Source organism: Duganella qianjiadongensis (assembly GCF_009857915.1).
Classification (GTDB): Bacteria; Pseudomonadota; Gammaproteobacteria; order Burkholderiales; family Burkholderiaceae_D; genus Rugamonas; species Rugamonas qianjiadongensis.
The window spans coordinates 247,209-271,220 of sequence record NZ_WWCM01000004.1 but is presented as its reverse complement, the minus strand read 5'-3'; the positions used below and the strand labels follow the sequence as shown (position 1 = coordinate 271,220).

General features: G+C 62.8%; 19 protein-coding genes. 13 read left to right on the top strand and 6 right to left on the bottom strand.

The annotated features are described in order from the left end of the window. The first annotated feature begins 44 nt into the window (after positions 1 to 44). The 8 genes from GTP27_RS08605 (at position 45) to GTP27_RS08570 (ending at position 9,615) form a co-directional block, all read left to right on the top strand. Positions 45 to 2,240 (top strand): 4Fe-4S binding protein, encoded by a 2,196-nt coding sequence (locus GTP27_RS08605; protein WP_371865904.1) that lies wholly within the window; start codon positions 45 to 47, stop codon positions 2,238 to 2,240. After that, the gene (locus GTP27_RS08600) at positions 2,237 to 3,514 is read left to right on the top strand and encodes a nitrous oxide reductase family maturation protein NosD (protein WP_371865901.1); all 1,278 of its coding nucleotides are present in this window, start codon (positions 2,237 to 2,239) and stop codon (positions 3,512 to 3,514) included. The genes GTP27_RS08605 and GTP27_RS08600 overlap by 4 nt, the downstream gene beginning before the upstream one ends. Then, positions 3,495 to 4,451: an ABC transporter ATP-binding protein gene (locus GTP27_RS08595; protein WP_161038748.1), complete on the top strand. Its 957-nt coding sequence runs from the start codon at positions 3,495 to 3,497 to the stop codon at positions 4,449 to 4,451. Before GTP27_RS08600 ends, GTP27_RS08595 begins: the two co-directional genes overlap by 20 nt. Next, on the top strand, positions 4,435 to 5,259 hold the full coding sequence (locus tag GTP27_RS08590) for an ABC transporter permease (protein ID WP_202416623.1): 825 nt from the start codon (positions 4,435 to 4,437) through the stop codon (positions 5,257 to 5,259). Before GTP27_RS08595 ends, GTP27_RS08590 begins: the two co-directional genes overlap by 17 nt. Next, on the top strand, positions 5,256 to 5,786 hold the full coding sequence (locus tag GTP27_RS08585; protein WP_161038747.1) for a nitrous oxide reductase accessory protein NosL: 531 nt from the start codon (positions 5,256 to 5,258) through the stop codon (positions 5,784 to 5,786). The genes GTP27_RS08590 and GTP27_RS08585 overlap by 4 nt, the downstream gene beginning before the upstream one ends. A gap of 99 nt (positions 5,787 to 5,885) precedes the next feature. Beyond that, on the top strand, positions 5,886 to 6,200 hold the full coding sequence (locus GTP27_RS08580; protein ID WP_161038746.1) for a c-type cytochrome: 315 nt from the start codon (positions 5,886 to 5,888) through the stop codon (positions 6,198 to 6,200). Between the two features lie 50 nt (positions 6,201 to 6,250). After that, entirely contained in the window at positions 6,251 to 7,306 is a 1,056-nt protein-coding gene (locus tag GTP27_RS08575; RefSeq protein ID WP_229633546.1) for an FAD:protein FMN transferase, read from the top strand. Positions 7,307 to 7,467: 161 nt separating this feature from the next. Further along, complete coding sequence (locus tag GTP27_RS08570) at positions 7,468 to 9,615, top strand: TonB-dependent receptor (protein WP_161038745.1); 2,148 nt, start codon at positions 7,468 to 7,470, stop codon at positions 9,613 to 9,615. A 55-nt stretch (positions 9,616 to 9,670) separates the two neighbouring features. Here GTP27_RS08570 and GTP27_RS08565 read toward each other — a convergent pair whose 3' ends face one another. Beyond that, entirely contained in the window at positions 9,671 to 10,516 is an 846-nt protein-coding gene (locus GTP27_RS08565; RefSeq protein ID WP_161038744.1) for a universal stress protein, read from the bottom strand. Between the two features lie 8 nt (positions 10,517 to 10,524). Next, positions 10,525 to 11,370 (bottom strand): universal stress protein, encoded by an 846-nt coding sequence (locus GTP27_RS08560; protein ID WP_161038743.1) that lies wholly within the window; start codon positions 11,368 to 11,370, stop codon positions 10,525 to 10,527. Between the two features lie 134 nt (positions 11,371 to 11,504). Between GTP27_RS08560 and GTP27_RS08555 the strand changes: the two genes are divergently transcribed. From GTP27_RS08555 to GTP27_RS08545, 3 genes are all read left to right on the top strand, one after another. After that, complete coding sequence (locus GTP27_RS08555; protein WP_161038742.1) at positions 11,505 to 12,512, top strand: alpha/beta hydrolase; 1,008 nt, start codon at positions 11,505 to 11,507, stop codon at positions 12,510 to 12,512. An 88-nt stretch (positions 12,513 to 12,600) separates the two neighbouring features. Then, on the top strand, positions 12,601 to 12,843 hold the full coding sequence (locus tag GTP27_RS08550) for a hypothetical protein (RefSeq protein ID WP_161038741.1): 243 nt from the start codon (positions 12,601 to 12,603) through the stop codon (positions 12,841 to 12,843). A gap of 151 nt (positions 12,844 to 12,994) precedes the next feature. Continuing rightward, the gene (locus GTP27_RS08545) at positions 12,995 to 13,699 is read left to right on the top strand and encodes a Crp/Fnr family transcriptional regulator (protein ID WP_161038740.1); all 705 of its coding nucleotides are present in this window, start codon (positions 12,995 to 12,997) and stop codon (positions 13,697 to 13,699) included. Positions 13,700 to 13,743: 44 nt separating this feature from the next. On the opposite strand, the gene GTP27_RS08540 is transcribed toward GTP27_RS08545, so the two are convergent. From GTP27_RS08540 to GTP27_RS08525, 4 genes are all read right to left on the bottom strand, one after another. Continuing rightward, entirely contained in the window at positions 13,744 to 15,723 is a 1,980-nt protein-coding gene (locus GTP27_RS08540; RefSeq protein WP_229633568.1) for a TonB-dependent receptor, read from the bottom strand. A gap of 67 nt (positions 15,724 to 15,790) precedes the next feature. Then, positions 15,791 to 16,285 (bottom strand): DUF6702 family protein, encoded by a 495-nt coding sequence (locus GTP27_RS08535; RefSeq protein WP_161038738.1) that lies wholly within the window; start codon positions 16,283 to 16,285, stop codon positions 15,791 to 15,793. Further along, positions 16,282 to 18,669, bottom strand: coding sequence for a M1 family metallopeptidase (locus tag GTP27_RS08530; protein ID WP_161038737.1), 2,388 nt, complete (start codon positions 18,667 to 18,669; stop codon positions 16,282 to 16,284). Before GTP27_RS08530 ends, GTP27_RS08535 begins: the two co-directional genes overlap by 4 nt. Positions 18,670 to 18,815: 146 nt before the next feature. Next, positions 18,816 to 20,480, bottom strand: coding sequence for an alkaline phosphatase family protein (locus GTP27_RS08525; protein ID WP_161038736.1), 1,665 nt, complete (start codon positions 20,478 to 20,480; stop codon positions 18,816 to 18,818). 237 nt (positions 20,481 to 20,717) lie between these two features. On the opposite strand from GTP27_RS08525, the gene GTP27_RS08520 reads away from it, so the two are divergent. Together GTP27_RS08520 and GTP27_RS08515 are read left to right on the top strand one after the other, a co-directional pair. Further along, positions 20,718 to 22,277 (top strand): S53 family peptidase, encoded by a 1,560-nt coding sequence (locus GTP27_RS08520; protein WP_161038735.1) that lies wholly within the window; start codon positions 20,718 to 20,720, stop codon positions 22,275 to 22,277. Between the two features lie 141 nt (positions 22,278 to 22,418). After that, positions 22,419 to 23,945, top strand: coding sequence for an efflux transporter outer membrane subunit (locus tag GTP27_RS08515; protein WP_371865900.1), 1,527 nt, complete (start codon positions 22,419 to 22,421; stop codon positions 23,943 to 23,945). Positions 23,946 to 24,012 lie beyond the last annotated feature (67 nt).

The following is a 24,012-nucleotide window of genomic DNA, read 5'->3' as shown; positions in this document are numbered from 1 at the left end:
CCCGTTACGACATGAATTCACATTTCCAAGTTTTATTGAAATGGCTGGGCGCCGTGTGCACTCTGCTTCTGGCCATCAGCCTGCTGCCGCTGGCACAGGCTACCGTGTACGACGCCGAGCTGCCGGAAGGGCTGATGCACGGCCCCGATCTGTGCGCGCACGCTGCCTGCAAGGACGTGATGCCGCAGGCCACACGCTTCTCGCAGCGTATGGGCTCGCCCCAGTATGTGCAGGCATTTGGCCGTGCAGCCGGTGCGGCCGCCAATAGCGCCGAGCAGGTCATCGGCTATGTATTCCTCTCGACCGATGTGGTCGATATTCCCGCGTATTCCGGCAAACCGGTGATTACCCTGATCGGTATGGATACCAAGGGCATCATTACCGGCGTGCGCGTGCTCAAGCACTCCGAACCTATACTGCTGGCGGGGATACCTGAAAAAGCTCTGCTCGATTTCATCGGCCAGTACATCGGCCAGCGTGGTGACGCCAAGCTGGAAATCGGCCGGGGCGGCGATGGCAGCGTGGGCCTCGATGCCATCAGCGGCGCCACCGTGACGGCCATCGCCGAGAATCAGGTGATCTCGCGCAGTGCCTACGAAATTGGCCGTCAGGTCGGTATCTTCACCACCGCTGCACGGCCACCGGCCCGCTTTACGGCTATCGATGAGCGCCTGAACTGGCGCAAGCTGCAGGACGAAGGGGCGATAGGGCGGCTGGTGATACCTGCTGCCGAAGTGGGCGTCGATCCTGCTGATGGCGACTATATCGATGTGTATTTCGGCTATCTGAATACGCCCACCATCGGCAAGAGCGTGCTGGGCGAGCAAGGCTACCAGCGCCTGATGCAGGATCTGAAGCCGGACGAACATGCGATCTTCCTGATTGCGCGCGGCCAGACTTCGTTCAAAGGTTCCGGCTTTGTGCGCGGTGGTATCTATGACCGTTTGCAGGTGCGGCAGGACCCGCAAAGCTTCACCTTCCGCGATACCGACTATCTGAATCTGTACCATGTGGAGCCGGCCGATGTGCCGCAGTTTAAAGAGTCGGCCATCTTCATTATCCGTTCTGCCGGCTTCAATCCTGCATGGCCATGGACGCTGAATATTCTGGCCAACAAGCGCGATGCCAATGGCGTCAAGAGCTTTGCCCGCTACGATCAGGCCTACTGGCTGCCGGAGCGCTATCTGGAAGGTGGTCATCCTGTCGTGGTGACGGCCAAGCCGGCATGGCAGCTGATCTGGCAGGGCCAGTGGTGGCAGATCACGGTGTTTGTGCTGCTGCTGGCTGCCACGGCGCTGCTGTATTCCCAGCGCGACCGGCTGGTGCGCGCTTCCACGCGCCGCCACAAGCCGTGGATCAGCCGTCCCCGTCTGGCCATCTGGCTGATCAGCGTGGGCTTCGTCGGCTTCTATCTGAAGGCCCAGCCATCGATCACGCAGGTGATGACATGGGTGCACTCGCTGCTGCACCAGTGGCGCTGGGAGCTGTTCCTGTCCGATCCCTTCATCTTCCTGTCGTGGTGGTTCATCATTATCACCGTGCTGGTGTGGGGCCGTGGTTTCTTCTGCGGCTGGTTATGTCCGTTCGGCTCCCTGCAGCATCTGATGCTCAAGCTGGGGGCTGTCATCGGCCTGAAGCGCTATCAGGGCCTGCTACCCAAACGCTGGCATGACCGCCTCAAGTGGGTCAAATACGGCGTGTTCTTTGCGCTGCTGGCGGTGTCGCTGGTATCGATGGAAACGGCCGAGCATCTGGCCGAAATCGAGCCGTTCAAGACCACCTTCCTGGTCGGCGTGTGGAACCGCAGCTGGCCGTTCTGGATCTTCATCGGCGGCATACTGCTGCTGTCGCTGTTCAGCGAACGGCCATACTGCAAATATATCTGCCCGCTGGGAGCAGGGCTGGCGCTGCCGGGCCGCTTCCGCCTGTTCGGGCTGAAACGCAAGGCCGAGTGCAGCACCTGCCACGCCTGCGCTGCCGGTTGCGGTTCGCATGCCATCGATAGTGCCGGGCGCATCGACCAGACCGAGTGCATGCTGTGCCTCGACTGCATGGTGATGTATTACGACGACCACGCCTGCCCGCCGCTGGTGCAGGAGCGCAAGCGCCGCAGCAATGCCGGTCAGGCGCTCACCCGTATCGGTGCCGATGGCTATTTCGTTTCGCTCGACAGCTTGCGCAATAGTCTGCATGAGAGTCAGCGCCCGGCCAGGCCGCAGCAAGGCGGGGACGGCGCATGAGAATCACTTCGATGCTGCGCTGTGTGCTGGCGCTGGGCTGCGTGCAGGTACTGGCGGCTGCGGTGGCTCACGCTGCCGTGCTGCCGGTGCGGGCGGGTGAATCCGTCGCCGCCGCCATAGGCCGCGCCCATGCTGGCGACACGGTGCGTATCGAAGCAGGCACCTATAAGGAAAATCTGCTGATCGACAAGCCGCTGACCTTGCAAGGCGTGGGCCATCCCGTCATCAGCGGCCAGGGCAAGGACGACACCATCCGCGTGCATGCGCCTGATGTCAGCCTGAAGGATCTGATCGTGCGTGACAGCGGCAGTGACCTGACGGCGCAGAATGCCGGTATCTATGTGCTGCCCGGTTCGCACCGTTTCCAGCTGGCCGACTGCACGCTGGTGGCCAATCTGTTCGGCGTGTGGCTGGAGCGCTCCGATGATGCGCGCCTGCTGCGCAATACCATTACGGGGCGGCGCGATCTGCAGTCGGCGGCGCGCGGCAATGGCATACAGGTGTACGACACTACCGGCGTGCAGGTGATCGGCAACCAGATCAGCTCCACCCGCGACGGCATCTATGTCGATGTGTCGCGTCAGGCGCTGTTCCGGCAAAACCGCATCCATCACGTGCGCTACGGTACGCACTACATGAACACCAACCATAGTACATGGGAAGACAATGAAGTCTATCTGAGCCGCGCCGGTCTGGCGCTGATGGAAGTGCGCAATCTGGTGGTGCGGCGCAATCTGGCATGGGGTAACACCGACCACGGCATCATGCTGCGCACCATACAGGATTCACTGATCGAAAATAATATCGTGGTGGGCAATGACCGCGGCTTTTTCATCTACGACGCCGAGTACAACATCGTGCGCGGCAATCTTGTGCTCAACAACCGCACCGGCGTACACCTGTCGGCCGGTTCGTCCAACAACCAGATCGACGGTAACGACTTTATCGGCAATCAGGAACAGGTGCGCTTCGTCGCCGCCAAGGACGTGGAGTGGGGCCGCAACCGCGCCAACTACTGGAGCAATTACAGCGGCTGGGATCAGGATGGCGACGGCAGGGGCGATGTGCCTTACGAAGCCAATGATCTGGTAGACCGTCTGAACTGGCAGTACCCCATGCTCAAACTGCTGGCAGCCAGTCCTTCGCTGCGCACGCTGCGTTTCGTGGCGCGCCAGTTCCCCCTGTTGCGCGCGCCCAGCGTGATCGACCGCCATCCGCGCATGCAGCCTTACAACCAGAACTGGAAAAAATGGAATGAAATCACTCCACGCTGAAACGGCCATGAGCGCTATCTGCCTGCGTGGCGTCAGCCATCACTTTGGCGACTTCACAGCGCTGCAGGAGGTGAGCTTCGATATCGGCCGGGGCCAGATGTTCGGCCTGATCGGCCACAATGGCGCGGGCAAGAGCACGCTGTTCAAGCTGATGCTGGGTTTGCTCAGGCCCGCTAGCGGCAGCCTGCAAGTGCTGGGACAGGATACCGGTGCCGCTGCATTCCGCCAGACCCGCCGCCAGATCGGCTACCTGCCGGAGAACTTTGTCACTTACGATAATCTGAGCGGCGCCGAAGTGCTGCAGCTGTTCGCTGATCTGAAGCAGGTGCCGCGCCGCGCCTGCGCGGATCTGCTCGATCTGGTGGGACTGACGGCAGCGGCAGGGCGCCATGTACAGACCTATTCCAAGGGCATGCGCCAGCGTCTAGGACTGGCGCAAGCGCTGCTGGGCGAACCGCAGCTGATCTTCCTCGACGAACCCACCAACGGACTGGACCCGCAGGGCATAGCTGATTTCTATGCCATTCTCGATAGCGTGCGGGCACGCGGTGCCACCATCGTGATTACCTCGCACATACTGGCCGAGATACAGGAGCGGGTGGACCACCTGCTGATCATGCACGGTGGCCGCGTGGCGGCGCAGGGCACGCTGGCGCAACTGCGGCAGGGCATGGCGCTGCCGCTGACTGTGGTGGTCACCGTGGCAGCGCCGCAGCAAGCGCAGGCGCTGGCAGCGCTGGCCGCCGTGCAGGCTGGCAGCCGCGAGACGCTCAATGTCAGCACGCAGGGCGACCGTCTCAGTGTGCGCTGCGCACCGGCCGACAAGATGGCCGTGCTGTCTGCCTTGCTGCCCATGGCTAGCGATGTGGCGGTACATGAATCGACACTGGAACAGGTATTTCTCGGTTATGGAGCGGCATATGCACATGTCCATTGAATGGCGTCAGGTGGCGGTGATCGCCAGCAAGGAATGGCGCGACCGCCTGCGCAACCGCTGGGTGCTGGCCGTGGCGCTGGTGTTCGCCGTATTTGCCCTGGCCATCGCCTATTTCGGCGCGGCCCAGCAGGGGCAGGTGGGCTTTCACGGCATCGAAGCCACCATCGCCAGCCTGGCCAGTCTGGTGATCTATCTGGTGCCGCTGATTGCGCTCATCCTCGGCTACGACACCATCGTCGGCGAACGCGAGCGGGGCGCGCTGGAACTGCTGCTGACCATGCCGATCTCGCGGCTGGAAGTCCTGCTCGGTAAATATCTGGGCCTCGCTGCCGCGCTGACCAGTGCCACCGCCATCGGCTTTGGCGCGGGCCTGCTGCCGCTGTTTTCCGAATTGAGCGTGGCCGAGGGCTGGCGCTATGCCGGTTTTGTCGGCAGCGCCGTGCTGATGGGCTTAGCTTTCCTCAGCATCGCCATGCTGATTTCCGTGTGGGCGCGCGACCGCGTGCGCGCCAGCGGCACGGCGCTGGCGCTGTGGTTCTTCTTCGTGCTGGTCTTCGATCTGCTGCTGATGGGGGCTCTGGTGGCCAGTCAGGGCGGCATCAGCAGCGGCGTGTTTGCCGCACTGCTGATGCTCAATCCGGCCGATGTGTTCCGGCTGCTGAATGTGTTCAGTTCCGATCAGGCGCAGGGCATGTATGGCCTCGCTACCGTCATGCCATCCGCCTGGACCCATCCGGCCGTGCTGGTGGCGGTGATGCTGGGCTGGATGCTGCTGCCATTTTATTTTGCTCACAGGAGATTTTCATGACTCATCCCGCTTTCAACCCGCGCCGCGCCCGCTGGCCCATGCTGCTAGCCGCCCTGATACTGGCCGCCTGCTCGCGCACGACTGCGCCGCTGCAGGCGCTGGAACCCGGCGATCAGGCAGCATGCGCGCTGGACGGCATGCTGCTGCGCGACTTCCCCGGCGCCAAAGCGCAGGTGCGCTATGCCGATAGCCAGACCGACTATTTCTGCGACGTGATGGAACTGCTGGGCGCCATGCTGGCACCGGAGCAGCGCCGCGCCGTTAGCGGCTACTACGTGCAGGACATGGGCAAGGCCGACTGGCAGAACCCGCAGGGCAACTGGATCGCTGCGCGCGAGGCTTTCTATGTGGTGGGCAGTAGCGCGCAGGGCTCGATGGGGCCGACCATCGTGCCATTCGCTGCGCAGGCCGATGCGGAAGCGCTGGTGCAGAAATCCGGCGGCAAGGTGCTGCGCTTTGAACAGATCACCACGGCGATGCTGAACCGCTCTGCGGACAGCATGCATGATAACGGCATGGGCCACTAGACCCAATAAGCCGTCAACTAATCCGGGCCGGCAACGGCCCTTAGCAGTACCAGCGCAGCAGTCGGGCGCTGGCCAATTTCGACATCAGAGAGAGTACACATGAAACACACCATTCTACTGGCAACTTTGCTGCCGGCGGTCTTAGCCACCGCCACTGCCAGCGCAGCACCCGCCGCCAATGGCGAAAAAGTCTATCAGGCTACCTGCATGGCCTGTCATGGCACCGGCGTGATGGGCGCACCCAAAGTGGGCGATGCCGCAGCATGGAAACCGCGCGTCGCGCAGGGCATGGCCACGGTGTATGGCAATGCCACCAAAGGCTTCAAGATGATGCCGCCGCGCGGAGGTAATCCCGGCCTGAAAGATGAAGAAATCAAGGCGGCCATCGACTTCATGGTCAGCAAGAGCAAATAAGCAGTCAGCGGCCGCCCTTGTTGGCGGCCACAGGTTTCGGGAGAGTGCGAATGGACAGGGTGAGGCTGAACGGGATGCTGCCGCAGTGGCGCTGGCTGCTGATGCTGCCGGTCATAGGTTTGCTGGCAGGCCTGCTTGCTGCGTGCAGCCATAGCGAGAACACGTACAAGACGACCGGCCATGTGTTCGGTACCACGGTGGCAGTGACCATTTATGGCGGCTCGCAGCAGCGCGCCGATCTGCTGAGCGGGCAGGTGCTGGCCGAATTCGACCGTCTGCACCACAAATTCCATGCGTGGGAACCCAGCATGCTCACGGGCCTGAACGACGCCATTGCCCGTGGCGAGCCGTTCGTGGCTGATGCCGAAATGGTGGGCCTGCTCAAATCGGCCACCCAGTTGTCCGTGCGTTCCGGCGAATTATTCAACCCCACCATCGGCCACCTGATCCGGCTGTGGGGCTTCCAGAGCAGCGCCATCGAAGCGCAGCAGCCTGATGCGGCCGAAATCCGCCGCTGGGTCGATGCCCGCCCCAGCCTGACGGATCTGCGCTATAAGGGCAATACCATCAGCAGCGTGAACCGCGCCGTGATGATCGATCTGGGCGGCTATGCCAAAGGCTATGCGCTCGACCGCGCTGCTGCCATCCTGCGCGAAGGCCATGTAAAAGCGGCGCTGATCAATATCGGCGGTAATGTGCTGGCCATAGGCCGGCCCGGCAACCACCCGTGGCAGGTGGGCATACGCGACCCGCGCAGCAGCGGCACCCTGACCAGCGTGGCGCTCAACGATAACGAAGCAATAGGCACCAGCGGCGACTACGAACGTTACTTCATGAAAGATGGCAAACGCCGGCCGCACATCATCGACCCGCGCACCGGCTATCCCATCGATCTGGTGGCATCAGTGACCATCATTGCCAGCGGCGGCGGTGCAGCGGGCTTGCGCTCCGACGGTAACTCCAAACCCTTGTTTATCACCGGCGCTGCAGGCTGGCAGGCCATGGCCGACAGGCTAGGACTTAAAGAGGTACTGCTGGTCGATACCGGACGCAAGGTTTACCTCACGCCAGCCATGGAGCAGCGCATCGCCGCCGCAACGCACTAGAGTTTCATCAGCTTGGCGACTCGTTTGCCGCACCGCGCTTCACTGGCAGGGGGAGCGCGGTTTTTTTTAAGATAAATCATGTAAATCCCGTCTGCATTTGCGCACGGCTTCACCCTCAAATGATAATGAATCTCATTACTTTTTGAGCTACGGAGTTATCCATGCATGACCGAATTCTTCCTCGTCCCGCTACACTTGCCGCCCTGCTGGCACTGGCTTTTGCGGCCACTGCGCAGGCCGGAGAAAGCGCCACCCACAGCCTGCCCACTATCAATGTCAATGCCAGCGCCGAAAGCGACGGCTATCTGGTGCGGGCCGTTAGCAGCGCCACCAAAACGGATACGGCGCTGACCGATCTGCCGCAGGCGGTGACGGTGATCGGCGAAGCGCTGATGCGCGACCAGTCCATGCAGAGCATGGCCGACGTGGTGCGCTATGTGCCCGGCATAGGCATGGCCAGCGGCGAGGGCAACCGCGATGCGCCCGCTTTCCGCGGCAGCACCAGTGCATCGGGCGACTTCTACATGGACGGTGTGCGCGACGACGCCGAGTACTACCGCGATCTGTACAACGTCGAGCAGGTCGATGCGCTGACCGGTCCCAATGCCATGATGTTTGGCCGTGGCGGTTCTGGTGGCGTGATCAACCGCGTCAGCAAGCAGGCCAGTTTCAGCACCATCCGCGCGCTCGATCTGACCGCGGGGAATTACCGCAAGCGCCGCCTGACGGCTGATCTGGGGCAGGCTGTCAATGAGGCACTGGCCGTGCGCGTGGCTGCGCTGGCGGAAGATTCGGGCGGCTACCAGCGCAACTTCGGCCTTGAGCGCAAAGGGATCAATCCCACCTTGGCCATACGTCCGGATAAGGCCACCAGTGTGGTGCTGGGCTATGAACATTTCGAGGACTACCGCACTGCGGACCGTGGCGTGCCTTCGCTCAATGGCCGTCCGCTCGATCTGCCGGTCGATGCCTTCTTCGGCAATCCTGCCGCCGAGACGCGGCCCGCGCGCGTGCTGGCCGACGCCGTCAGCAGCCAGATCGAACACCGCTTTGCCAACGGCCTGCAACTGTCGAACAAGACGCGCTACACCAGTTACGACAAGCTGTACCAGAACATTTCGCCCGGCGCCGTCAATGCGGCCACCAGCCGGGTGACGCTGAGCGCCTATAACAACCACCAGTGGCGCAAGAACCTGTTCAACCAGACGGATCTGACCATGCTGGTGCAGCAAGGTGATATCAGCCATCAGCTGCTGGCAGGGATGGAACTGGGCCAGCAGAATACGGACTACCTGCGCCAGACTGGCCTGTTCGCCGGTCAGGCGACCAGCATCAGCGTGCCGCTGGCGCAGGCGGACGCGGCGCTGCCGGTGAGTTATGTGCTCGGCGGTAGCAATTCGGATCGTGATGGCCGCAGCAAAGCCACGGTGGCAGCGCTCTACCTGCAGGACCAGATCAGCTTCGGCCCGCAATGGCAGCTGGTGGCGGGTCTGCGCTATGACGACTTCCGGCTGGATTACCACAACAATGTAGCGGCGGGCGTGGGCGCCCTGCTGCCGGCGGTGGCGCAACTGTCCAGCCGTGATCATCTGCTGTCGCCCCGTGCGGGGCTGGTGTACAAGCCGGTCGATATGCTTGCGCTCTACGCCAATTACAGCGTGGCCAGCGTGCCCCGCGGCGGCGACCAGCTGAGTAGCCTGACGGTGGTGAACCAGAGCCTGAAGCCGGAGCAGTTCACCAACTACGAAGCGGGCGCCAAGCTGCAATACAGTCCCGATCTGCTGGCCACGCTGGCCCTGTACCGGCTCGAGCGCAGCAATGTGGCGGTGACGAATCCGGCCACCGGCATCGCCGACCAGCTGGTGGATGGACAGCGTACCAAGGGGCTGGAACTGGCGGTCAGCGGCAAGCTCGCGCCCGCGTGGCAGGTGCAGGGCGCTTACGCCTATCAGGATGCCAGGCTGCTGGCCAGTGTGTCCGCCACGGCGCTCAATGGCGCTACCGTCAATGCGGTACCGCGCCAGACGCTATCGCTGTGGAACCGCTATGATCTGAGTGACCGGCTGGGCGTGGGCCTGGGGCTGATCCGCCGCACCGATATGTATGCCTCAACCAGCAATGCGGTGGTGCTGCCCGGCTTTACCCGCATCGATGCGGCGCTGTTCTACACCATCCATCCCGGCTGCACGGCGCAGCTGAATATCGAGAATCTGGCGGACCGCAAATACTATGCGGCAGCCAATGGCGATAACAACATCACGCCCGGTTCGCCGCGTGCCATCCGCGCCAATCTGCACCTGAAGTTCTAGAGGGGGAGCCGGACGGCCGTCCGCTGGGGCGGCCGCTATTGGTGGCTATCTGCTGCTAGTGGGCCACCAGCAGCGGAATATCCATGGTGTCAAGGATGGTGCTGGTCACGCCGCCCAGCACGGCCTCGCTCCAGCGGGTGTGGCCGTAACCGCCCATCACCAGCAGGTCATTGCCGAGCGCGCGGGCCTGTCCCAGTATGGCTTCGGCCACCGGCAGATCGGTGCTGTCGCTGATCAGCTCTACCTGCACGCCGTGGCGGGCCAGGAACAGGGCCATGTCGGCACCTGCCTGCTGGCCGTGCTGGCCAGTATGCTGTTCTGCATTCAGCACCAGCAGCGTGATGCTGCGCGCCAGTTTCAGCAGCGGCAGGGCATCGAGCAGGGCGCGGGCGCTATGGTTGCTGCCATCCCATGCGAGCAGAGGCCGCTGGCAGGGCTGGACATCGACCGGCACGCGGCTCGCTTTCGGCACCACGAGGATGGGCCGCGCACCATGCAGCAGCAGCGATGGCACCAGTGCGCTGGCACGGTCGGCCAGCGTTTCGTTGCCATCGTCCTGACTCAGTACCAGCAGATCGGCGCAGCTCGATTGCAGCAGCAGGGCGCTGGCGGCATCGTCGCTGAGCAGGCGGTTTTCGTAGGAAGTCACGCCATGCGCGGCAGCGCTGGCGGCGCAGGCTTCCAGCGCCTTGCTGGCGTTATCGCTCATCTGCGTCATGTGCTCTGCCGTCAGTGGCCAGATGCCGGCTGCCACAGCCACCGGCGCAAAGCGCGAGATGCCGGTAGCCGCCGCACCGATCAGGTGGGCGTCGAGCAGGGCCGCAATCCGGCAGCCCAGCGTATAACGTGCCGCCGCGTGGTGCGCCATGTCGGCATGCAGCAGGATGGTGCGATAACTCATGCGGGGCCTCAGTGCGACATCAGGATAGGAACAGTCATGGTCTGCAGCAGGGTGCGGGTAACGCCACCCATGATCATTTCGCGCCAGCGCATATGGCCATAGCCGCCCATCACGATCAGGTCGCTGCCCAGATCGGCCGCCAGCGACAGCAGAGCGTTGCCGACATCCAGACCGGCCGGGGTTTTCTGCGCCATGACTTCGATCTTCACGCCATGGCGGGCCAGATACAGGGCCATATCGGCGCCCGGCTGTTCGCCATGTACGCCGGCTTGCTGGTCGGCGTTGTAGACCACCAGTGTGACGGCGCTGCTACGGCGCAGCAGCGGCAGCGCATCGGTAATGGCGCGGGTGGCGGCGCGGCTGCCATCCCATGCCACCAGTGCGCGCTGGCCGATATTGCTGAATTCACCGGCATACGGCACCAGCAGCACAGGGCGGCCGCTGTTCAGGGTGATGCTCTCCGGCAGGCCGCGTAGCAGCTTGCTGGCATCGTCGGACGGATCGCTCTGGCTTAGCACCACCAGATCGGCGTAGCGGGCCTGCTGCAACAGCGTGACTTCCGTTTCATCGTCGCTGATGCGGCGCTCGTAGGAGGTGACACCGGCGGCCTGGACCTGTTCTTCGTAGCCCTGCAGCGCCTGCTGGGCAGCCTTGGTCAGCACATCGAGTTCCGGCAGGGGTATCGGGCCTGCGTACATGACGCTGCTGTTGCGATAGAACTCGCGCGTGAAACCGCTCGACGCAGCGCCTACCAGATGGGCGTCGAAAGCGCGGGCCACTTCGGCCGCAAGGGCTATCCGTTTTGCTGCATGGCGCGACTGATCGACATGAACGAGTATGGTCTTGTACGACATTGAGGCCTCCTGTGTTGTGCTATATAGCCATCCTAGGGATTTCAAGCCGGTTTTTGATTGATCTGGATCAAAATTCCCGGTCTTCGTCTGAGGCATATGGCATACTGGCAGCCCTGATTTTTACGGGGTTTTCCATGGGTCTGACGGGCTGGCGTACGGTGATTTGGCCTTACCTTTTTGTGTTGTCGGGCGCTCTGGCCGGTGTTGCGTCGGCCACCCCCTGCGTCGCACCGGCGGCCGATCCGGCCAATACCTATGACGCTGCGCATACTTACGCCAAGCTGCAGAAGGAATACCCGTTTATCCGCATCGCCAGCGCGGCACTGCCGGACAATGTCGCCAAGGTAGAGAACCTCACATACGTGCAGTACGGCAACCGTTGCCTGCAACTCGATCTCTACCTGCCTCATGCTGCAGGGCCGCATCCCGTGGTGGTGCTGGTGCATGGCGGCGGCTGGCGCTCCGGCTACCGCGACGAATTTGCCCCGCTGGCAGTGCGGCTGGCGCAGCAGGGCTGGGCTGCAGCCACGATCAGCTACCGGCTTTCCGGCGAGGCAGGCTATCCCGCTGCCATCTACGATGTGCGCGCCGCGATACGCTGGCTGCGCGTGCATGGCGACGACTACCGGCTCGACGGCAGCCGGTTCGCACTGGCCGGTGGTTCGGCGGGCGGGCAGATTGCCAGTCTGGCCGGCGTGACGGGACACTTGCCCGCGTTCGATCCGGGCGCCGCTGCAAGCGATGTGTCTAGCGCTGTGCAAGCCATTATCAATATCGACGGCCTGTCCGATTTTACTGCGCCAGCTGCCCTGCGCTACGAGGATGATCCGGCCAAGCAGCCCTCCGCCGCCGGTGCGTGGTTAGGCGGCCGCTACGCCGAACAGGAGGCGCGCTGGCGTGAAGCTTCGCCGCTGCAATATGTGCGGGCCGGTATGCCGCCTATGCTGTTTATTGCCAGCAGCAAGCCGCGCTTCTCCGTCGGCAAGGAGGCGATGATGGCGCGCATGCAGCAGCTAGGCGTTGCCAGTTCCGGGCTGGCGTTGCCTGAAACGCCGCATTCGTTCTGGATGTTTGATCCGTGGTTGCAGCCGACCACGGATGCAATACTTGCCTTCCTGAAGCAGCAGTTGCCTGTGCGCTAGAGTGGTCTGACACGGCTACAAATCTGACCTTGCGGCTCGCGCAAGGCCGCCTACAATCAGGAGATGTGTACACCCTAGGGAGTTCGCTATGTCCACCATCCATACGTTCCGGCCTGATGATGCCGGTGCCGAAATTGTCGAGACAGGTATTGAAGTTGCTGACCGGCAGGGCGTTGAAAGCGCTGCCGCCTATCTGCGCACGCGTGGCGTGCCAGCCACTGTGATCGAACGGGTACTGACGGCGCCTGAGCACCGGCGCAATCCCGGTCGCTTGCGCGGGCGCGACGACCGCCTGCTGGAAACGGCCACGCGCTTCAAATACAAAGTCTAGCGCTGGACTGAGCTGTAGGACTGGGACGACAGGGGCTTATGTTCCTTACCTACATAGCATCGTGTTGTGCGCCTATAAGCTGAGGCAGGGCAGGTGGCTATAGTTGTGTTCATCAGGTCGCATAGACCGGCAACGCACAAAGAGGCCCGCCATGATCGCTCACACCAGTTCTGCCCCTGCCACCATCAGCCTGCTAGGCGCCCAGCAAAACGAATTGCTGCGTGCTCTCTCGCGCGAAGAACTGATGGCGTTGTTCTCGCATCTGGAGCTGATGCCGCTGGCCGCAGGCAAGCATTTGTTCGATGTGGGGCAGGAGCTCGATAGCGCCTACTTCCCCACCAATGCCATTGTCTCGTTGCAGTATGTGACGGAAGATGGCGGCGCCAGCGAGATTGCCGTGGTAGGGCGCGAGGGCGTGGTCGGCGCTTCCATGTACGAGGGCGAGTGTGCCAGCTGTACGGCGGTGGTACAGAGCGCAGGCTATGGCTACCGTATCCGTGGCGCGGTGCTGCGCACGGCGTTTTTCGATGGCGGCGCTCTGGCCCAGCAGCTGATGCGCCATGCCAGCGCGCTGTTTGCCCAGCTGGCGCAAACGGTAGCCGGGGTGCGCCATGGCAGCATCGAGCAGCGCCTGTGCCGCTGGCTGCTGGACCGGCTTGATCGCTCGATCTCCAGCGAACTCAAAGTAACGCAGGAAATGATCGCCAGCCTGCTCGGCGTGCGGCGCGAGAGCATTACCGGTTGCGCTGGCAAACTGCAGGATGATGGCCTGATCGAATACCGGCGCGGCACGGTGGTGGTGCTGGACCGCAGCGCGGTGGAGCGGCGCGCTGGCAGCTGCTACGTCGCTAGCTGAGTAGCGCCGCAATAGCCGCGCGCCGCAGCGGTAGCTGCAAAGGATTAGAAGCGCCGCGTCAGGGTGGCGCGCAGCGAGCGCGATTCGATAGGGTGAAAATGCACATCGCTGACTGCCTGCGCTTCGCCTAGCAAACGAGAAGCATAGTAGTAGTCGATGGCGGACGCACGCCGGTTGGCGAGATTAAAAGCTTCCAGTTCCAGTTGCAGCTGTTTGCCCAGCTTCCAGCCTAGCCGCGCGTTGAGCGTCAGGCTGCTGGCCGAGCGCACAGTATTTTCGTCATTGAGCGGACGCGGGCCGAAGTAGCGCAGCTTGAGCCCCGCCGAATATGGTCCGCCGTTATCGGCATTGATGGCGAGCTGCCCGGTCCCTTCGATGGCACCGGCAATATGGTTAGCCTGTGGCGGGGTATCGCGCCAGCGTGCTTGGGCGTAGGCCAGATCGAGATCAATCGACAGCCACCTGAGCGGCTTGTAGTAGTTGGAGAATTCGATGCCGTAGCGCCGGCTGGGATTGCCAGCCTCGGTATTGCCGGCGTCGCCGATAAAGGTCAGCTCCGAATCGAAATCGAGCCGGTATAGCGACACCACGCTTTGCAGGCCGGGCAGCCAGTTGCTGCGTGCGCCTAACTCCATGCCGCGCGAGCGCGCCAGCGGGGTGACGCGGTCGGCTTGCGCGCCGCTGGCCGGATCGACGCGGATGGTAGTGCCCCGCGCATCATTGCTGTGGAAACCGGTGCCGATGTTGGCGTAAAACTCGCTGTGCTGCCACGGGCTGTAGACCAGATTGAAGCTGGGGCTGAGCAGGTGGTCGCTGGCCTTGCCGCTATTGATCGCCAGATCGCTGCGCACATCGTAGCGGTAGAAGTCCATGCGCGCACCGGCCGTAGTGCGCAGGCTCTCGCTCCAGCGTGTCAGCTGTTCCAGATACAGGGCGGCGCTCCCCTCGACGATGTGATCCTGCCGCGTTACCGCAAGCGTCTGGCGCGCCTGTGTACGCAGCAGGGCGTTGTAGATAGTGTCGTTCTGCAGCTGAACGCCCAGTGTGGTGGTGCTGCCGCTGCCATCCTGACCATGCTGGTGCCAGCTATGGCTGGCTTGCAGGCCGCTGGTCACGCGCTTATCCGGCTGGGCGAACTGGTCGCCATGCAGCGGATCGTCGAGAAAATACGTGAAGTTGGAAAACAGCGCAAGCTGGTTGGCGATCAGGTAGGCGCTGACGCTGCTGGCGCTGTCGTCCTGCGTGCGGCGCCAGCCACCGGACAGGCTGTAGCGGTGCGCGCTGCCGCCATCGCTTTGGTCTATGCCGTCATAGCGGCCCAGCGTGCCACTCTGTACGGCGCGCTGGGGAATCTGGTCGATAGCGTTCCAGCCGGCATGGTAGGCCATCAGGCCGAGGTGGAAGCCATTGTTGGCATAACCTTCGCTGTAGCGCAGTACGGCGTTGAGCTTCTGGTAGTCGTCCGGCCGGGTGTAGGGGCCGTCGTTGTGCTGCAGTTCCAGCGCATACAGCAGGCTGCCCTGATGGCCTGCACGTTCGAGTTCGACCGAGTTGGCCAGCAGCGTGCGGGCATAGCCGTTCTGGCCGCCGGTAACGCTGGCGACGCCTTGCAGCAAGCGGTTGGCATACACCACCGAGACGGCGCCGGCGGAAGCGAAATCGCCTTCCTGTGCCGAGTACGGGCCTTTTTTGTAGTCTAGCCGTGCCGCCAGTTCGGGGATGAGGAAATTCAGATCGGTCCAGCCCTGGCCGTGCGAGTGGCTGCGCTGGTTGACAGGCATGTCATCGACCGTGGTGCGCAGGTCGGTGCCGTGGTCCAGATTGAAGCCACGCAGGTAGAACTGGTTGGCCTTGCCTTCGCCGCTATGCTGGCTGACGATCAGGCCCGGTGTGGCTTCCAGCATTTCGCCAGCACGGTAGACAGTGCGCGTCGCCAGTTCCTGCCCGCTGATGCTGCCCATGCTGGCCGCATCGGCCACGCCCAGCGGATTGCTGCGCGCACCATCGACCAGCACGCGCTGCATGACCAGATCATCGGCCTGTACTGTGCTGCTGAACGAGACGGCAATGGAGATGGCCAGTGTGGCCGTGCTAGCGGGTTTCCAGCTCAAGGTGCTGCTGGTCGAAGATGAGCGTCTGGACTGGGCCATCGGTCTGGATGTTGACGGTATTTTTCTGCGCCGGCTGGAAGTCGATCAGCACGGCATTGTGGATGCGGGTGGCAGAGCCCAGTTTGCGGCCTTCGATTTCCTGAAATATCGTCAGCGTATCGGCGTCTGCTTTAACGCCCAGCCATTTTACGGGCAGACGCTGACCCTGGCCATCGGCCAGATAGAACTGGCGTTCCACATATTTGCGGATAGGCGCTTCGCTGTCGGGCTGGCCCAGATCGAGATTGCGCCCGTACAGGTTGGCGAGCAGGGTGGCGACATCGTGGGTGGTATAGGTGTGCACGATCTCGGTATTGCCGCTGCGTGCGTTATAACTGATATCGGCCAGCCCCATGTGGAAGTTGTGGGCAGCAGCGCTGCCCGCAGCCAGCAGCAGCGCCATGCTGCCGGCCAGCAGGGAGTGGCGCCACTTCATTCGCTGGCAGCTTCCTTGTCAGCTTTGGCGTCGTCTTTTTCACCCTTGCCCTTGCCTTTGAGCGGGGTATTAAAGTCGCGCATCAGGTTGTTGCGGTCACGCTCAGTCTTGAACAGTTCGACGCGCGACTGGGTAACCTTGCGTGGCCAGCTGTTGTTGCTGGTGTCGATGTCGGCGGTTTCCCAGTACGGGTCCTGGGTCAGTCCCACCATGGGTTCGTCGGTGACGATCAGCTTGGTGATCTTCTTCGGCGAGTAGCGCCATACTTCGGCCGGAATGCGCTCGATGTATTTCTTGCCGCTCTTGAGTTCGATTTCCAGGATCAGCGGCATGACCAGACCACCGAGGTTGGAGAAGTCCACCAGATACAGGTGCTTGCCTTGGGCGAGCAGGTCTTTTTCCCACGGCTCCAGTTTTTCTACCGCTTCGGCATACATATTGCGGTCCTTGTTGGTGACCGTGAATTCGTCATGCTCGTTGTAGAAGTCCTTGAGTTCCGGATGGCTGTCCAGACGCTTAGGCAGTTCCTTGTTGCGCTGTTCGGAGACGGAGATAGGCTGGGCGTCTTTCTGGGCTTTTTTCCAGGCTTTCTCTTTTTCCGGATCCTTGGTGTTCACACCGTATTCGCTGATGCCGTCGATGCTGATATCGACCGGATCGGTGGTGTAGAACCAGCCGCGCCAGAACCAGTCGAGGTCCGTGCCGGAAGCGTCTTCCATGGTGCGGAAGAAGTCGGCCGGGGTCGGGCGCTTGAACTTCCAGCGCCGTGCATATTCCTTGAAGGCGTGGTCGAACAGTTCGCGGCCCAGTATGGTCTCGCGCAGGATGTTCAGGCCGGTGGCCGGCTTGGCATAGGCGTTATTCCCGAACTGCAGCAGCGATTCGGAATTGGTCATGATAGGCACCTGATTCTGGCTGCGCATGTAGTCGACGATGTTGCGCGGTTCGCCGCGGCGCGACGGGTAGTTGTCTTCCCATGCCTGCTCGGCCAGATACTGCACGAAGGTGTTCAGGCCTTCATCCATCCAGGTCCACTGGCGCTCGTCCGAGTTGATGATCATCGGGTAGTAGTTGTGGCCTACCTCGTGGATGATTACGCCGATCAGGCCGTACTTGGTTTGCTGCGACCAGGTCAGCTCGCCCGTTTTCTTATCCTTGCTGGGGCGCGGGCCGTTGAAGGAGATCATCGGGTATTCCATGCCGCCCACCGGGCCGTTGACGGAAATCGCCGTCGGATACGGATAGTCGAAGCTGAACTTGTTGTACTGCTCGATGGTGTGGATAATCGCTTGCGTGCTGTACTTGCCCCACAGCGGATTGCCTTCCTTCGGATAGTAGGACATCGCCATCAGGTTGCTGCCGTCTTTCTTGTAGCCCTGCGCATCCCAGATGAATTTGCGGCTCGAAGCCCAGGCAAAGTCGCGCACGTTGGCGGCCTTGAAGTGCCAGGTTTTGCTGGCCTTGCTAACCGATTTCTCGGCCTGTTCCGCTTCTTCCTGGGTCACGATCAGCACGGGCGCGCTGGCCGTGCGGGCCTTGTTGAAGCGCTCGCGCTGGGCTGCGCTCAGCACCTCGCCTGCGTTCTGCAGTTCGCCGGTGGCGGCCACCACGTGGTCGGCCGGCACGGTGAGCTGTACATCGTAGTCGCCGAATTCCAGCGTGAATTCGCCCGAACCGAGGAACTGCTTGTGCTGCCAGCCCATCACATCGTAGTAGGCGGCCATGCGGGGGAACCACTGGGCGATTTCGAACAGGTCGTTCTTGTCTTCGTCGAAGTGCTCGTAGCCGGAACGGCCGCCCAGCACCTTCTGTTCGTTGATGTTGTAGGACCAGTCGATATTGAAGGCAAAGCTCTGGCCTGGCTTGAGCGGGGTGGGCAGGTCGATGCGCATCATGGTGCGGTTGATGACGTATTTCAGCGGCTGGCCGCCGGCACTGACTGCCTTGATATTGAAGCCGCCGTCAAAATCGAGGCCGGCCAGTATGCCGCGCATGCCTTCGAACTTGAAGCCGTCTTCCGGCGAGCGGCCTTTGGCCCAGGCTTCGCGCGAAGGCTGGGTCAGCATCTTGCGGGCATCGGAATCTTTTTTGTAGATATTCTGGTCGAGCTGCACCCACAGATAGCTGAGCGTATCTGGCGAATTATTGTGGTAGCGGATCTGTTCGCTGCCGCTGATGGCGCGTTTGCTTTCATCGAGCGTGGCGCGGATGGTGTAGTCGGCCCGCTGCTGCCAGTAAGCCGCACCGGGCGCGCCGGAAGCGGTGCGATAGGTATTCGGAGTAGGGAGGACTTCGTCGAGCTGACGGAATTTGTCGTCGAACGGTTCGGCGGCGTAGGCAGAAACCGTCAGGCACAGGGCCATAAAGCCAAAAGTCTTGCGCATAGTTTGTATTTCCTATGTTTACCCAAAGAAAAAAAGCTAGTGTATAGCAATCTTTCCAAGATTAACCGGTTGATACAATAAAATACAAACTAAACCACCATCCGCCAGCACCACCAGCCGCGATGGATGGTGGTGCTGGCCGGAAATTATTGCAGCGATTCCGTCAGCACGCGGCCTTCGGCGCCAGCGGGCGGACGGACGTGCAGCAGATGGGCCAGCGTAGGCGCAATGTCCACCACTTCGGCGTACTGGCCGTAGGCGCCCGGTTTAATCCAGCGTTTGCCCATGATCAGCAGTGGCACGTTGGTATCGTAGGCGTAAGGCGAACCGTGCGAAGTGCCGCTGCTGCCCGTACCGAAGTACCAGTAAGGCTTGGTGACTACCATCAGGTCGCCCGAAGCTTCGCGGTTCCAGGCGCGGCGCATCAGGGTCGCCATGCGGGTGGTGTTGGCGGCGCCGCTTTCCAGCTGGGTGCGGGTGTAGGCTTCGACGATGCCTTTCTGCGCCAGCAGGAAGCGGGCCGCAGCATTTTCCACTTCTTCGCGTTTCAGTCCGCTTTTCTCGATCTGCTGGTAGTCGAGGTGGATGTTAGGCAGCGACCAGGCGCCGAGCAGTTTGGCGCCGCCGAATTTTGCGCTCAGGTGCTGGTCGAGTGCCTTCATCATGGCGCTGCCATCGATGCGCTCGGCGTCGATATGCTGGGTGCGGGAGAATTCCGGCGTGTTGGGGAAGCCGTGGTCGGCGGTCAGTACCACCAGCACGTTATCCATGCCCACCCGCTTGTCCAGATAGCTGAAGAACTCGGCCAGCATGCGGTCGACGCGCTGCAGGTGGTCGTGCGAGAGCTTGCTTTCCGGGCCGAAAGCATGGTTCACATAATCATGCGCCGACAGGCTGACACCGAGCAGGTCCGGCACACCGGCCGGATTGCGGCCCAGATTTTCGCCTTCCACCGCAGCGCGGGCGAAGTCCAGCGTCAGCTGGTCCAGATACGGACCGGTTTTCAGCAGGTTGTAGTAGTCGGCGTCGATGTTGCCGCTTTCGCTGTAGTAGCTGAACGGCAGGCGGTTGTGGGTGCCGGCCTTTACCTGATTGAGTTCTTCCGGTGCGTCGCCGGCATAGGCGCTGGCGGGCAGCAGGGGCGCCCAGGTCTTGCCGTAGTAGCGGTCCTGCGGTTTGCTCGCCTGATACTGCTGCACCCAGGCCGGATGCTGCTGCATATAGTAGCTGCTGCTGGCGAAGTTGCCGGTCTTGTCCATGTACATATAGGCCGTGCCGGTTTTACCGGCCAGCAGAATGGCGCCACGGTCCTTGCCCGAAACGGCTACCACTTTGGCCTGGCCGCCGGTGGCATAGCGCAGCTGGTCGCCCAGCGTATCGACTTTCAGGCGGGTAGGCGCGGTGCCGTCGCTCGGCTTGGTCTCTTCGTTCAGGTAGTGGTAGTTGGTGTCTTCCGTGCAGTACACCGACTTGCCCGTTTGCGGGTCTATCCAGTTATTGCCGATGATGCCGTGCACATAAGGATAGGCGCCGGTCAGCACGGCGCTGTGGCCGATTGCCGTGACGGTGATGCCGTGCGCCTGATGGGCGTTGCTGAAGGATGCACCCTGATCGAGCATGCGGCGCAGGCCGCCCTGACCGAACTGGTCGCGGTAGCGCAGCACCTGTTCGTTAGGCAGGCCGTCGACCACCAGTACCACTACCAGCTTGGGCTGGGCGGCTGGCTGGGCCGGTGCGGCGGCAAAGGCGGCGGGCTGGGCCAGCAAGGCGCTGGCAAGGACGAGGACGGGCAGGGACAGTTGCTTGATCATGGGATGTCGGTTTTCGTTATAAAAAAGACTGCGGCGCATAGCGTATCACGTTGTGGCGCAAATGTTAGCGGCTGCTTGTGACAGCAGGATGACAATGGCGGCGGCCGCCTTCATGCGCCGCTGCGCGTGGGGCGGGTGGGGGCATCGCGGACACCTCTGTGCTGCGTCAACCGGCAGTGCGGGTGGCGCAGTATTGTCGGAATAGTCCGAGTCCATCCACGTTTGCAGGAGAACCCCATGCCTACCATCAGCCTACCCCGTATTCTGCCCGGAAGCGCGCAATCCGCCTTGCCCGGAGCGCGTGCACTCGGTCCCGTTGATAGCGCGCTGACGCTGGAAATCACCATGCGTCTGCGCGCCGCTGTCAGTGATGCGGGCGACGATCCGGCCGCGCGTGGCGAACAGTTGCCGCGCCAGCGCGTGTATCTGAGCCGTACGCAGTGCGCGCAGGCCCACGGCGCCAGCGAGGCGGACATCGGGCGCGTGCGCGATTTTGCCAGCCGCAACGGCCTGCATGTGCTGGCTACCAGCGTGGCCCAGCGCCGTGTGGTACTGAGCGGCTCGGCCCAGCAGATGGCGCAACTGTTCGGCGCCGAACTGCAGCAGTATCAGACCGGGGACGGCGGCTACCGTGGCCGCACGGGAGAACTGAGCGTGCCGGCCGAACTGGCCGATGTGGTGGAAGGCGTGTTCGGGCTGGATGACCGGCCGATTGCCACACCGCGCTTCCGCCTGCGCTCGGCCCAGACGCTGACCAGCAGCGTGGCGCCGCTGGCCTACACGCCTATGCAGCTGGCGCAGATGTACCAGTTTCCGCCCGGGCTCGATGGCCGCGGCCAGTGCATAGGCCTGATCGAACTCGGTGGCGGCAGCCGCGCGGCTGATCTGCGTGCCTATTTCAAAGCGCTGGGGCTGAAGGCCCCACGCGTGCGCAGCATCGCCGTCGATCATGGCGCCAACCGGCCCGGCCATGACGCCAGCGCCGATATCGAAGTAATGCTCGATATCGAAATCGCCGGCGCGCTGGCGCCGGCAGCGCTGATCGCCGTGTACTTTGCGCCCAACAGCGAGCGTGGATTCCTCGACGCGGTGACTGCCGCGGTGCATGATGACGTCAACAAGCCCTCGGTCATTTCCATCAGCTGGGGCGCGCCGGAGACAGCATGGACCGAGCAGGCCATGGGCGCTATCGAGGAGGTTTTCAGTCTGGCCGCCAGCATGGGCGTAACCATACTGTGCGCGGCGGGCGACAACGGCGCCACGGATGGCGTGGCCGATGGCCAGCTGCATGTGGATTTTCCTGCATCGGCGCCCCATGCGCTGGCCTGCGGCGGCACCCGCATCGCCAGCTATCCCGACTGCGAGCTGTGCGAAGTGGTGTGGAACGGTGGTCCCGCGCTGGCCTCGGGCGGCGGTTATAGCCGCTACTTCAGCCGGCCCGGCTATCAGTCCACGCTGGCCGGCACAGCACAGTTCCGTGGCCTGCCCGATGTGACGGGACATGCCGATCCGGCCAGTGGCTATTGCATCCGGGTCAATGGTCATGAGCAGATCGTGGGCGGCACCAGCGCGGTAGCACCGCTGTGGGCTGGACTGCTGGCGCGCATCAACCAGCAGCTGGGCTATCCGGTCGGGTTTCTCCAGCCGCTACTTTACGGCACCTTGCGCGGTCAGGGCGGCACGCGCGATGTGGCACAGGGTACGAATGGCGCCATGGCGGCCGTGCCGGGCTGGGATGCGGGCAGCGGCTGGGGCAGCCCGGTGGGTGGCCGGCTGCTGCAGTTGCTCAGTGCATAGAGCGACCGATGGATGTTCGCAACCGTTATAAAAAGACACACCGACTGGGCAAAAAATGCGAATATGTGGCCCTACGGATCTGTTCAGCTAGCTGGTTGCCAGAATGCAGTCATTTTGCGCAGCCATTTTGTGGGGGCATTTGTGAGAAAAAAACCTAGATTGCAGCGCTCGGTACTGGCGCTTGTCGTTGCCGCAGGCCTGGCCGCCTGCGCCTCGGGACCGGATTTCAGGCAGCCGGCGGCGCCTGCCACCAGCAGTTACACCAGCACAGCTTTACCGGAACGTACCGCGGCAGCCCCCGGCGTTACGGGCGGCGCGGCCCAGCAGTTTGTGGCCGGGCAGGATTTGCCTGCCATGTGGTGGCAGTTATTCGGATCGCCTGCACTCGATGAACTGGTGCGCGCCGCGCTGGCGCAGAATCCCAGCATGGCAGCGGCGGAAGCCAGCCTGCGGCAGGCGCAGGAAGTCTACAAGGCGCAGTCCGGTAGCCTCAATTACCCGTCCGTCAATGGCCAGCTCGGTGTGGCGCGGGAAAAACTGGCGCCTGCCAGCGCTGGCAATGGGGCCGGGGTGTTCACTCTGTACAACGCTTCGGTGAACGTGTCCTATACCCCCGACGTGTTCGGCGCCAGCCGGCGTACGCTGGAAGGCGCACAGGCGCAGGTCGATTACCAGCGCTTCCAGGTCGAAGCGACCTATCTGACCCTGAGTGCCAATGTGGTGACGACTGCGATACGGGCAGCCTCGCTGCGCGCCCAGTTGCAGGCCACGCAGGAAGTGCTCGATGCGTTGAGCAAGCAGCTGGCCGTGATCGAGAAGCAGTTCGAACTGGGCGCCATCCCCCGCACTACTTTGCTGAGCCAGCGTAATCAGGTGGCGCAGCTGCGCGCCAGCGTGCCGCCGCTGGAAAAAGCCCTGGCCCAGAGCCGTCACCAGCTCGCCGCGCTGGCTGGTAGATTGCCGGGCGAGGGCGGTCTGCCCGAGTTCACGCTCGATACACTGACGCTGCCGCAGCAGCTGCCGCTGACACTACCGTCGGCGCTGGTGCGCCAGCGGCCCGATATCCGCGCCAGCGAAGAGCAGCTGCATGCGGCCAGCGCCGCCATCGGGGTGGCCACTGCGGCCCAGTATCCGCAGCTCACCCTGAGCGGCAGCTACGGCTCCTCGGCACAGAGTTTCGGCAAGCTGTTCGACGCCGAGACGACGGCATGGAGTCTGGCCAGCGGCCTGACGGCGCCCCTCTTCAACGGCGGCGCACTGAGCGCGAAAAAACGTGCGGCGGAAGCGGCCTACGATGGCGCAGCAGCCCAATACCGTGCCACCGTGCTGAGCGCGTTCCAAGAGGTGGCCGATAGCCTGCGCGCGCTGGAAAGCGATGCAGCAGCCCTGAAGGCGCAGGCCGATGCCGATGCGCTGGCAGGCGAAGCGCTGGCGCTGGCTACCCAGCAGTACAAGCTGGGCGGCATCAGCTATCTGGCCCTGCTCGACGCCCAGCGCAGCTACCAGCAGGCCCACGTGGCGCTGGTGCAGGCACAGGCTGCGCGCTACGCCGATACGGCAGCGCTGTTGCAGGCACTGGGCGGCGGCTGGTGGAACCGCAACGGCGGTATGCCAGCAGCGAGCACTGTCTCCGCTGCGCCTGTGTATGGCGCCGGCGGCAGCCGTTAAGCATAATTCCTTACAGACGGGGGCGGCGGCGTCCCCGGCTGACTCATTGATTGATACCAAGGCAGGA

Bases quoted from the DNA above. Each gene is read 5' to 3' on its own strand.
- GTP27_RS08540 (WP_229633568.1), bottom strand. From the start codon at position 15,723: ATGCAGCGCGTGCTGGTCGATGGTGCGCGCAGCAATCCGCTGGGCGTG.
- GTP27_RS08595 (WP_161038748.1), top strand. From the start codon at position 3,495: ATGAAATCACTCCACGCTGAAACGGCCATGAGCGCTATCTGCCTGCGT.
- GTP27_RS08570 (WP_161038745.1), top strand. From the start codon at position 7,468: ATGCATGACCGAATTCTTCCTCGTCCCGCTACACTTGCCGCCCTGCTG.
- GTP27_RS08530 (WP_161038737.1), bottom strand. From the start codon at position 18,669: ATGCGCAAGACTTTTGGCTTTATGGCCCTGTGCCTGACGGTTTCTGCC.
- GTP27_RS08555 (WP_161038742.1), top strand. From the start codon at position 11,505: ATGGGTCTGACGGGCTGGCGTACGGTGATTTGGCCTTACCTTTTTGTG.
- GTP27_RS08590 (WP_202416623.1), top strand. From the start codon at position 4,435: ATGCACATGTCCATTGAATGGCGTCAGGTGGCGGTGATCGCCAGCAAG.
- GTP27_RS08560 (WP_161038743.1), bottom strand. From the start codon at position 11,370: ATGTCGTACAAGACCATACTCGTTCATGTCGATCAGTCGCGCCATGCA.
- GTP27_RS08550 (WP_161038741.1), top strand. From the start codon at position 12,601: ATGTCCACCATCCATACGTTCCGGCCTGATGATGCCGGTGCCGAAATT.
- GTP27_RS08575 (WP_229633546.1), top strand. From the start codon at position 6,251: ATGGACAGGGTGAGGCTGAACGGGATGCTGCCGCAGTGGCGCTGGCTG.
- GTP27_RS08545 (WP_161038740.1), top strand. From the start codon at position 12,995: ATGATCGCTCACACCAGTTCTGCCCCTGCCACCATCAGCCTGCTAGGC.
- GTP27_RS08525 (WP_161038736.1), bottom strand. From the start codon at position 20,480: ATGATCAAGCAACTGTCCCTGCCCGTCCTCGTCCTTGCCAGCGCCTTG.
- GTP27_RS08565 (WP_161038744.1), bottom strand. From the start codon at position 10,516: ATGAGTTATCGCACCATCCTGCTGCATGCCGACATGGCGCACCACGCG.
- GTP27_RS08520 (WP_161038735.1), top strand. From the start codon at position 20,718: ATGCCTACCATCAGCCTACCCCGTATTCTGCCCGGAAGCGCGCAATCC.
- GTP27_RS08580 (WP_161038746.1), top strand. From the start codon at position 5,886: ATGAAACACACCATTCTACTGGCAACTTTGCTGCCGGCGGTCTTAGCC.
- GTP27_RS08585 (WP_161038747.1), top strand. From the start codon at position 5,256: ATGACTCATCCCGCTTTCAACCCGCGCCGCGCCCGCTGGCCCATGCTG.
- GTP27_RS08535 (WP_161038738.1), bottom strand. From the start codon at position 16,285: ATGAAGTGGCGCCACTCCCTGCTGGCCGGCAGCATGGCGCTGCTGCTG.
- GTP27_RS08600 (WP_371865901.1), top strand. From the start codon at position 2,237: ATGAGAATCACTTCGATGCTGCGCTGTGTGCTGGCGCTGGGCTGCGTG.